This is a genomic window from Candidatus Acidiferrales bacterium, assembly GCA_036514995.1.
Lineage (GTDB): Bacteria > Acidobacteriota > Terriglobia > Acidiferrales > DATBWB01 > DATBWB01.
This window is the reverse complement of the sequence record DATBWB010000020.1, coordinates 1-10132: the sequence shown is the minus strand read 5'-3', so window position 1 is coordinate 10132 and position 10132 is coordinate 1. Positions and strand designations below refer to the sequence as shown.

At 61.8% G+C, this 10132-nt stretch carries 11 protein-coding genes; 2 read left to right on the top strand and 9 right to left on the bottom strand.

From position 1 onward, the window contains the following. The 7 genes from VIH17_01835 to VIH17_01805 form a co-directional block, all read right to left on the bottom strand. Nucleotides 1–536, bottom strand: a 536-nt coding sequence (locus tag VIH17_01835) for a hypothetical protein (GenBank protein ID HEY4681973.1), incomplete at its 3' end; no start/stop codon positions are given. Next, the gene (locus tag VIH17_01830; GenBank protein HEY4681972.1) at nucleotides 533–1504 is read right to left on the bottom strand and encodes a DUF1028 domain-containing protein; all 972 of its coding nucleotides are present in this window, start codon (nucleotides 1502–1504) and stop codon (nucleotides 533–535) included. The genes VIH17_01835 and VIH17_01830, both read right to left, overlap by 4 nt. Before the next feature lie 161 nt (nucleotides 1505–1665). Further along, the gene (locus VIH17_01825) at nucleotides 1666–2526 is read right to left on the bottom strand and encodes a hypothetical protein (GenBank protein ID HEY4681971.1); all 861 of its coding nucleotides are present in this window, start codon (nucleotides 2524–2526) and stop codon (nucleotides 1666–1668) included. A 46-nt stretch (nucleotides 2527–2572) separates the two neighbouring features. After that, entirely contained in the window at nucleotides 2573–2884 is a 312-nt protein-coding gene (locus tag VIH17_01820) for a hypothetical protein (GenBank protein HEY4681970.1), read from the bottom strand. A 39-nt stretch (nucleotides 2885–2923) separates the two neighbouring features. Beyond that, nucleotides 2924–3904, bottom strand: a complete 981-nt coding sequence (locus VIH17_01815; GenBank protein HEY4681969.1) for an SH3 domain-containing protein — start codon at nucleotides 3902–3904, stop codon at nucleotides 2924–2926. A gap of 3 nt (nucleotides 3905–3907) precedes the next feature. Continuing rightward, nucleotides 3908–5017 carry an ATP-dependent 6-phosphofructokinase gene (locus VIH17_01810; GenBank protein HEY4681968.1) on the bottom strand — a complete coding sequence of 370 codons (1110 nt, stop codon included), beginning with the start codon at nucleotides 5015–5017 and terminating at the stop codon, nucleotides 3908–3910. A gap of 187 nt (nucleotides 5018–5204) precedes the next feature. Next, complete coding sequence (locus tag VIH17_01805; GenBank protein ID HEY4681967.1) at nucleotides 5205–5423, bottom strand: hypothetical protein; 219 nt, start codon at nucleotides 5421–5423, stop codon at nucleotides 5205–5207. A 129-nt stretch (nucleotides 5424–5552) separates the two neighbouring features. On the opposite strand from VIH17_01805, the gene VIH17_01800 reads away from it, so the two are divergent. Together VIH17_01800 and VIH17_01795 are read left to right on the top strand one after the other, a co-directional pair. Next, on the top strand, nucleotides 5553–6695 hold the full coding sequence (locus VIH17_01800; GenBank protein HEY4681966.1) for a saccharopine dehydrogenase C-terminal domain-containing protein: 1143 nt from the start codon (nucleotides 5553–5555) through the stop codon (nucleotides 6693–6695). 105 nt (nucleotides 6696–6800) lie between these two features. Further along, nucleotides 6801–7205: a DoxX family protein gene (locus VIH17_01795; protein ID HEY4681965.1), complete on the top strand. Its 405-nt coding sequence runs from the start codon at nucleotides 6801–6803 to the stop codon at nucleotides 7203–7205. A gap of 174 nt (nucleotides 7206–7379) precedes the next feature. Here VIH17_01795 and VIH17_01790 read toward each other — a convergent pair whose 3' ends face one another. Together VIH17_01790 and VIH17_01785 are read right to left on the bottom strand one after the other, a co-directional pair. Continuing rightward, complete coding sequence (locus tag VIH17_01790; GenBank protein ID HEY4681964.1) at nucleotides 7380–7709, bottom strand: PspC domain-containing protein; 330 nt, start codon at nucleotides 7707–7709, stop codon at nucleotides 7380–7382. 157 nt (nucleotides 7710–7866) lie between these two features. Next, nucleotides 7867–10020, bottom strand: coding sequence for a dehydrogenase E1 component subunit alpha/beta (locus VIH17_01785; GenBank protein HEY4681963.1), 2154 nt, complete (start codon nucleotides 10018–10020; stop codon nucleotides 7867–7869). Nucleotides 10021–10132: the final 112 nt, after the last annotated feature.

Sequence of the window (10132 nt, the reverse complement as noted above, 5' to 3'; positions counted from 1 at the left end):
GCGGTGCGTGCCAGCAAGGCGTCGTCGTTTGTCCTGACTTCCTTGAGCCACTTCTCGAGATCGAAATATTGATCCTGGAGGGCATGGGTCAGCTCGTGCGCCATGATCGTCCGCTGGAGTTCCACCGGAATCCAATCGGCGATGTAGAACTCCTTTTTCTTGGGGTCATAGAGGGCGGCGACCTGCTCGGTGAGGAGGTCAACGGTAAACTTTTCGAGCGGGAAGCCTTTGGGGATCAGGCCGAATTTTTCCATGGCAACCTGGTCGGCGCGTATTTTTTCCGGCGGCAAGTCCTCATGGAGATGAGCGATGATGTAGGCGCGAATTTCTTCGCGCGATTTGAGGGAGCGGGCGATGGGGTGCTTGGGCGCGAGGCCGGTGATCCGAGCCACCTGCGCCAGCGTTTCATCGGCGGCGCGGAAGAAGCGTTGCTCTTCCGTCTCTCCCTGGGGCGCAAAGGAAGAGGTCGCGGCAACGATCACCAGCAAAATCAGGGCGAGGGCCGGGCGGTACCATGTCGCCGGGCAGTGGTTCATGGAGTCTTCCCTTCGTGCCGGCGCATATAGGTCAAGACCACGTCGTCGATGCGGTCATCGTTGCGAAAGCGCATTTCCAGATTTTCCCAGCCCTGGTAGTCTTCGAGCGCCTTGCGCGTTGCCTGGTCATAGGCGCCGTTGACGTCGCCCTTGTAAAAGCCGCGGCGCTTGAGGATGGTTTGAATTTCGCGGACGAGCGAGGGGGTCAGCCGGTGGAGCTTGGCCGGATCAGTTTCACCGAAGTAGAGAGTGTGGACTTGAAGCAACCGGCCCAGCTCTTTGACCGGCTCGGCGTGGTCATCCACGCGCAGATCGATCCACCGGTCGCCGTAGCCGCCGTAGCCCTTGCCCCGGCGGACGACGAGAAGGGCGGCCGATTCTTTTCCGCGACGGTCGCCGCCGGCAGCTTCACCCGCTTCGAGGGCGGCCAGCAAACGCTCGGCTAACCGGCCCGGCGAGGCGCGGTAGGCTTTGGCCATGGCGTCAATCACCTCGCGGCCAGTCAGAATATTTCCTTGCACCGAAAAGTGGTATGAGTGATCGGGCATGTGCCCGGCGAAAGCGAAACAATTTTTTCCCGTCCAGGCAGCCACGCGGCCTTTTGCGTCCACCATAGCCACCTGCCGGTCGTCCCGGCCCGTGTCGGCAGCGATCAGTTTCCTGAGGGCATCCGCGGGGCTCAAGCCCTGTTCCAGCAACTTGAGACCCTGCTCGCCGAAAGCAAGATTGGCGGCTGCCTGGGTGGCCACGGCCCCCACACCCGCCCTGGCCCAGGGCACCATGGTGCCGACGGCGGGAAATTTCGACGCGACGCCAACGCCCAAGTCGCCGCTGGCCGGATCGTAAGCGACTATGGAGAATGTGGAAGGCTGGGGAAGTGATGGCTTCCCGCCGGCCGACGCTGGGGACGCGGCCAGAATCAACTCTACACAAACTATCAACCCGACCACGAGTGACGCTTTCTTCATGCGTGCAGGAACCCCCCCTTCTGAGAGATTCTTCGCTCCGCGCATAATGACAGAAAGACATCAGCGGGCGAGCCGGGCGGAAGGCCCGATAATCCCTGACGCGGCTCAAAGCAGCAAGGGTGGAGGAGCATTTGGGAATCGCCGGCTAGCCCGACTGCCGGCTAAGGCGAAGAAACCTCCTGCCAGCGATTGTCGGTCCAGGCATAGACTTCATGCGCCGGGCGACGGCAGACGGAAGCCTTTTGCTCGTCCGTTTCCGCGCAATAGTCCAGGATGAAACGGTTTCCCTGCCACCGATATTCACTGAGCGGCAACGCCTCCCTTTCCCACAGCAACGAGAACCCTCCCTCGCTCAAACGCCAAACGGCAAACGTGCCTGTTCGCCATCGGTCTGTCCGTCCGGAAACCGTCAGGAAGACGGCCTGCCAGGCCTCCGGGATGGGAACAAAGCGGATGAAGGAATCATCGAGCCGGGAATCAGCGAAGCGGGTGAGCGAGGAGACCAGCCGGAAATTCCCCGCGTGCCGGGCGTAAAAACGCAACGCCCCCGGACCGATCGGGCTGAAATTGGCCGTCAAAACGAACAGCCCGGGAGTCGCTTGAAACGGCTGAAGCGAATACTCCTCGGCCAGCGGGGAACCAGCAGCAAGGTATTCCCGCAAAGTTTGGTTGAGGCCGGCGAGATCACTGGTTTGACCGCTGTTCAGGCCAGCGAGCACGACGCCATCCAGGATACTCAAAGCGGCCTCGAGCTTGACGGAAGATTCCTCCACCTCAGCCTCGCGGTCGGCCACGACCGCCGCCGAACGTTGGCGAAATTCCTCCCGCCACGGCGGGGAGGTTACCTGATCCTGAGCCACAAGCCAGCGAGGCGCAGCGAGACAAGCGGCGCATAAGAGAGCGACGGCGACTGTCCGGCGAAAACGTTCGCAGAAAGGTCTCAGCATGTTACCCAAGCGACCAGCGATCAGCGACCAGTGCCCAGTCGAGCTGTGGCACGGAAGTCGTTCGCGGGTTGTCATGCGTCAAACTCATCATTGCCGCGGTACCGCTCTACGGGTCAACCGTTCAGACGCCTTCGGGCAGTGAATCCTTGGCCGTTCCGCGGCGCAGACGGCTTGAGGCGAAGAGTTTGGCGGCATCTTTGTAATTGCTCGCGTCGCGCACTTCGGGCGCGGCCACGTCATTCCGATGGATGAGGGCGTTGCAATAGCCGCAGACGATTTGGGTCACGATCGCCGGCGCAGCGCTTTCTTCCGTGCCCCACTCGATCTCTCCTTCGGTCACGGCGAAGGGGACGGAATGAGTCTCGAGCCGAATTTCACGAAAGAATTGCCAGTTGCCGCACTCGGGACAATCAATCAGCTCGGGTTCGCTCACGTTGCTCCTTCAGGATGAATCCTTCGCCCCGGTCATCCCTCACTTCACTCTTCGCACCACAGTTTGGCGAAGCTGATAGATCCGTTCGCGGGCCGGGTTGCGCCGGTCGGAAAAGGTTAGCGCGAAAGCCGGCAGGGGATCAGACTCGAGCACGCGCGCCGGCCATTGGCCGCAGATGTTGCCTTGCCGGAAAGCCGTCTCATACCGATGCGCCCGGGTGTTCCAGGTGAAAACGCGCATCTCGGCAAAATCACAGGACTCGTCCTCGCCGCGGCCTGCCGCCAGCACAAGATATTGGTTCCTGGCACCTTGCACCGGGTCTTTTACCTGGTTCAGCACAAACCAGGCGACGCAGCGTTTCTCTTTCGCGTAGTCGAGCAGCTCCTCAGGCGGGTCGAACGCCACCAGACGACCATAGATCCACCCAATCTGGGGGATGTCGCCTGGCGCGCCCGGTGACCGAATCAAGTACCATTCTTCTTTGCTGGCGAGTGGCTCGCCGGAAGTGGGTGGCTCGCCACCCACTGCCCCCTCGAGCGGCTGCCCCGGCCCCGTACCGACATGGTACGGGGCTGGCGCGAGGGCGCGACCCAGGATTTCCACTTTCTCGTTGACGTCAACCTGAAAGAGCCGGTCGCTATCCCGCCCAGGATGGGTGCGGAGATTCGAAAGCGCGCGCACATGGCCTTGGGCCTGGGGAGGGTCAGCGGCGTGCTTCTCGCCGAGTTGCACAAATTTCTCGTAGATATGCCGACTGGCCAAATACTCGTTTTGCACCCAGCCCTCTTTCCCGTCTTCCGTGCGCACGCGCGACCATTCCTCGCGCTGCTCGAAGATCCAAACGCGGGCGCCATTGCGCAGTTTCGTCACCGGTTCTTTCACCTGGGCGACGCGGCTCCAAACCGTAAGCGCCCGCACGGTGACAAATCCCTCGCCTATCGGTTTCTGCCGCGCCTTCCAGGCGCGATAGCCCGTTACGCCCACCAGGAGCACCAGGAGAATCAGCACGATTCGTCGCATGGACTACTTATCTCCGAACGAAATTCCCAAAGAGCGGGCCATGCTCACCTTTTCCCCGCCGGGATCTACCAGCTTCGTCTTTCCGGTGGCCTCCCGGAGGTCAACGGAGATAATTTGGGTTCCCCGGAGGGCTACCATCTTGCCAAAATCTCCTCGCGCGACCAGGTTCACGGCGGCCACCCCGTATCGCGAAGCCAGCACACGGTCGAAAGGGGAAGGCGAGCCGCCGCGCTGGATGTGTCCCAGGGCGGTCACCCGCACCTCTTTCTTGGTCTTCATGGCAATCAGGTCGCCGACGGCGTTGGCAGCGGTGCCCGGCCGGCGAGCCCCGTCGCTCGCCGAGGGCATAATTCCTTCCGCCACCACGATAACGCTGAACCCTTTGCCGCCTTTCTCAAGTTCCTCGATGCGCTCGCAAACCTTTTCCACGCTGAAGGGTATTTCCGGGATGAGGATGATATCGGCGCCGCCGGCAATCCCCGCGTCCAGCGCGATCCAACCGGCGTCGCGGCCCATCACTTCCACCAGCATCACCCGGTGATGGCTCTCGGCGGTGGTGTGGATCTTGTCGATGGCGTCGGTGGCGGTATGGAGGGCAGTGTCAAAGCCGAAGGTGACGTCAGTGGCCGAGAGGTCATTGTCAATGGTCTTGGGGACTCCCACCACCGGCACGCCGCGGGCAAAGAGGTCGCGGGCGATCTTCATCGTGCCGTCGCCGCCGATCACAATCAGGGCGTCGATGCCCAGCGCGTTCATGTTGTGGATGAGTTGCTGCGAGAAATCCCGCCGCACCTTCACCCCATTCTCTTCCCTCTCGTAGGCGAAGGGGTTGCCGCGGTTGGTGGTGCCGAGGATCGTTCCGCCTCGCGGTAGGATCCCGCGCACTTCCGCCGCCGTCATCACATGCGATTTTTCCGTCCAGATGAGCCCGTCAAAACCATCTTCGATGCCGATCACCCGCCAGCCATAGCGATGCTGCGCCGCGTGATAGACCGAGCGGATGACCGCATTAAGCCCGGGGCAGTCGCCTCCGCCGGTGCATACCCCAATCGCCCGGATGGTGGCATCACTCTTTTGATGGGAGGACGGGAGAGGTTGAGCTGGTGGGTTCATGGAAGCAGCCCGGGACACGCCGGCGCTAAAGGTTCGCCTAATTCCAGCGCCTTCCCAATCCCATTTCTCCTAACAGAGCGTAAACCGACGTTGCCCCATGCCCGACGGCGGGCGAGCCGGCCATCCCCGTCATTCCGTACCAGGCAAATCAAGTTGTAACGGCTCGAGCGATACTATTCTCTCGCCACTATTCTGTCATCAGGGGGCTGCGGGAGGCAAGCCCGCCCAAAACAGTTTGACGATAGACCGGAAAGAGTCCTTGGCGGGCAAGCCCGCCCAAAACAGTTTGACGATAGACCGGAAAGAGTCCTTGGCGGGCAAGCCGCGGAGCAGCTTCGGTAGTCTTGATTTCCACATGGTTCTCGGCGATATTGGAGCGCGGATTATTTTGGCTTCGTTCTCCCACATTCGCCTTCAGCGGACTTCGCAAAGCCCGGAGGTGTTTGACGTCGGCGATGGATCACGGTGGGCGGCGCAGAGATGCGTCTCGCGCATGTCTGCGAAGAGCCCGATTCATATATAAGCGGAGGATTTTGTGAAAATACTCATTTTCGGGGCGGGACGAATGGGGATAGCGGCCGCCTGGCACATGCTTCGCTCTCCGGGAATCGCCGGGGTCACTCTGGCGGACGCGGATCGCTCGCGGGTGCAAATGGCCTCCCGCTGGCTTAAGGATCGCCGGGTTGCCGCCAGGGTCTTTGACTGCGCCAGAAGCTCGGCGGCGCGCCTGATGAAGGGCCACGGCGCGGCCTTGAGCGCCGTCCCTTATCGCTTCAACCTTGCTCTCAGCCGCGCTGCCATCCAGGCGCGAGTCCCGTTTTGCGACCTGGGTGGGAATCACGACGTCGTCCGCGCCCAATTCAAGCTCGATGGCGCAGCCAGGAAGAAGGGCGTGGGGATTGTGCCGGACTGCGGCGTGGTTCCCGGGTTGGGCTCCATCCTTGTCGCGCACGGCGCAAAAAAGCTGGACAGGGTGGAACACATCCAAATTCGATGCGGGGGCATCCCCCAGAATCCGCGGCCGCCGTTGATGTACGAGCTTTTTTTCTCGGCGGGCGGTCTGGTAAACGAATACGTCGAGCCTTCCGAGATCATTCGCGAAGGGAAATTGTGCCAGGTGGAATCGCTGACCGGCATCGAGGAGATTGTGTTCCCGCCGCCCATCGGAAGGCTCGAAGCCTTTTACACCTCCGGCGGAACGTCCACGCTGTGCGAAACTTTTCTGGGCAGGGTTCAAACGCTGGACGACAAAACCATCCGCCATCCCGGCCACGCGGAAAAAATGCGCGCCCTCGCGCAACTCGGCCTCATGTCTTCGAAGCCTCTGCGTGTCGAAGGGGTCTCCATCCGGCCCAGGGCGCTGCTCGAACGACTCCTCGAAGCAAACCTGGTTGGTGACGGCCGCGACATCCTCTTGCTGCGCGTGGTTGTTGCCGGGAAGAAGAACGGTCAACCCCGCACCATCACCTATGAAATCATCGATGGGTACGACGAGAAAAACCGGCTGACCGGCATGCAACGCACCACCGCCTTCTCCGGCTCCATCGTCGCCCAGATGCTGGCCGGCGGCGAAATCGGCCCGGGTATCCACCGACAGGAAATCTCGGTGCCGACGGACCGCTTTCTTAGAGAACTCGGCCGCTCCGGGATCTCCTGCCAGGAGACGACGAGCTCATAGGCCTGGACAGGCATCCCCCCGCGGCAAACCCACGGTGGCGGATGCCCCGTGTTACAATACGCGCCTCTTTCCCGGGAAAACTTCCAATTCACCACGGAGGAGAAAATGAGTCGTCTGGAAGCCTTGAAGCCCCTGGGCCTGCTGGTCCTGCGTCTGGCGCTCGGCGCCATTCTGATCGCCCATGGCTACCCAAAACTGTTCACGCAAACGGCCGGAATGATCGGCTTTTTTGAGAAGATCGGTTTTCCCGCCTGGACGGTCTATCTGGCCGGCGCGGTGGAGTTCTTTGGCGGTATTCTCTTGATCGGAGGATTCCTGACGCGGCTGGCGGGTTTGCTCGTTGCCGGGCAGATGGCGGTTGCCGTCTTGAAGGTTCACCTGAAGAACGGCTTGACCGGCCAGGGCGGGTATGAATACCCGCTGCTTCTGAGTTGCGCCGCGCTCGCCTTGGTTACAGTGGGCGCCGGGCTCATCTCGCTCGACCGGCTCATCTTTGGCAAGAACGCCTAGAGAGTATTTCGGAACCCCCAGTCGCCGGTGGTGTCTCGGTCGCGAAGCATCGGGACGAAGAATCTTGCGTGAAGATGCTTCGCCCCGAAGGAGTCGGGGCTCATCATGACAAAGCCGCTGGAGGTCTTTTCGGGGTTATGAAACAGATGCTGGAAGAAGCCGGTTGAATCAGCGTTAGCTTGCCTGGGCAACCGGGGCCGGCGCGGGCTCGAGCGGCATGACGATCCAGGCGATGATGTAGGCCAGCAATCCACCGCCGCCAACCAGCGCCAGCAGAACCCAGATAATGCGGACGATGGTCGGGTCCAGCTCGACGTATTCGGCAAATCCGCCGCAAACGCCGGCGATCATTTTATCCCGGCGCGAGCGCACCAGGCGGCGCTTGGGGCGGGGTGGCGGCAATGGCCCGGTGCCGCCGGCCGCAGGCGCCCCCTGCCTGGCACCGCAAAAGTAACAGAAGTTCGAGTGTTCCTGGATGTCTTTTCCGCAGTTCGTGCAGTACACAGCCGCCTCCTCGCTCCATCTCTACAATGAAAAACGCAGCCCGAGATGGTTTTGTTCCGTAAAATCGGGGGCCCGGGAGGAACGAACCGCCTTTACCCGCCGCCGGCGGGTTTGCCTGAGCTATCAGGTGCTCCCCTGACGGCCTGGTGGGAACGATTTAGAATTTAGCCAGTTCCCGGGCGGTGCGAACGATGTCCTCAGCCTGCGGCAGGATGACCTCTTCGAGAGCCGGCTGATAAGCGCAGAAGACATCCTCGGCCGCGACCCGCTTGAGCGGAGCGTCCAGCTCCTCAAAGAGTTCCTCGGCAATGCGGGCGGCAATCTCAGCGCCGTAGCCGCCCGTCATCATGTCCTCATAAGCGATGATGACGCGGTTGGTCTTGCGCACCGTGGCGGCGACCGCTTCCCAGTCGTAGGGCGAAAGGGATCGGAGGTCAACGATCTCAAGCTCGATTCCTTCGCGTGCGAGCACGCCCGCCGCCTGCATCGCTCGCTGCACCACCGCGCCGTAGGTGATCACGCTTACTTGATCGCCCGCCCGCACCACCGAGGCTTTGCCAAACGGGATCATGAAGTCCGGCCCGGGATAGGCCGCGCGATTGTACGTCTGCCGGTAGAGATGCTTGTGCTCGAGAAACATCACCGGGTCGTCGCACCGGATGGCCGTGCGCAGCAACCCGTTGGCGTCCAGCGCCGTTGAAGGCATGACGACCCGCATGCCCGGCGTGTGCGTGAAGAGCACCTCGCTCGACTGGCTGTGGTAGATGGCGCCGCCATGCAGGTAGCCGCCGATGGGCACGCGAATCACCGCCGGGCATTTGAAGTTTCCATTCGACCGCCAGCGGAGGAGCGGCAATTCGTTTCGAAGCTGCTGCATGGCCGGGAAGATGTAGTCAAAGAACTGGATTTCCACGACCGGCTTCAGCCCGCGTGTCGCCATGCCGATCGCCCGGCCGATGATGTTGGCTTCAGCAAGCGGGGAATTGAAGACGCGGTCCGAGCCAAACTTGCGCTGCAACCCGGCGGTTACTTTGAAGACGCCGCCCTTGCCCTTGACCTTGCCCAGGTGCTCCTCGCGGCTTACATCGGCCACATCTTCTCCGAAAACAACCATGCGCTCATCCCGCGCCATCTCATCGTGGAGACAGGCGTTGATCAGTTCCACCATGGTGCGCGGCTCGCCGCCGGGCTTCGGCGGGGTGGCAAACGCTTCGGAGGCGGGATCCACCGCCTCGGAATAAACGTGGCGATAGATGGAATCCGCCGCCGGGAGAGGCGCGGCGAGCGCTTGATCCGCCGCCTCGATGACCTTGCGGGCGGCTTCGGATTCGGTTTCTTCCACCTCCCTTTCCTCGGCCAGGCCTTCCTGCACCAGGAACAGCCTCAGTTTTCGGACCGGGTCGCGCCGGGCTTCTTCTTCGCGCTCGGCATCGGGCTTGTAGAGCTTTTCATCGTCGGAAAGCGAGTGGGAATAGGGCCGGATGACGTGGGCGTGGACCAGCGCCGGCCCTTTGCGCTCGCGGACGTATTTCGCCGCCTTTACCATGGCGGCGTAGCTCTCGAACACGTCGGTCCCGTCACATTCGGCGATCAACAGGCCGGGATAGGTGGAAACAAGCTTGGAAATGTTTGCGCCGGCGGTTTGCACCTCGACGGGAACGGAGATGGCGTAGCCGTTGTCCTCAATCAGAAAGAGGATGGGAAGGGAGCGGGAGCTGGCGGTGTTCAAGGCCTCGAAGAACTCGCCCTCGCTGGTGGCTCCGTCGCCGCCCGAGACAAATACAATCTCATCGCGCTCCGGGCGCCCTCCCTCGGCCACGGCGGCGTTCGGGTGCTTTTCCAGGTATGTGCCGGCTTCGGCGCAGCCCACCGCCTGGAGAAATTGCGTTCCGGTGCAAGACCCTTTGCTCACGATGTTCAGCTTGCGATGCCCCCAGTGGCTGGGCATCTGCCGGCCGCCGGAATTCGGGTCGTCCGCCGTTCCTACCGCTTCGGCAAACATCTCGTAGGGGGTCATCCCGAGCATCAGGCAAAGCGCCCGATCGCGGTAGTAAAGGTAAAACCAGTCGTGGGCCGGCTTCAGCACCAGCCCGGCCGTCGCCAGAATGGCTTCATGCCCGGCCCCGCTGATCTGGAAGTGAATCTTGTTCTGCCGCTTGAGTTGAATTTCGCGGTCGTCAATCTTGCGGCTGGTGTACATGACGCGATAGAGCTTCAGGAGCGTTTCCCGATCCAGCCCTTGAAAATGTTTTTCACGCGCCCCGCCGACGGCCGGGCTCGTCCGCGCCTTGACGCGCGTCCCGGTTGCCATATTTCTCCTCGGGCGAATCCTTGAAGCCTGCCGCAACAGTCTAATATTGCTGATCCCTTTCGGCCAAGTCAATTTTGAGCCTTTGCCGTAACCGGCCTCCCGGTGGTAAATT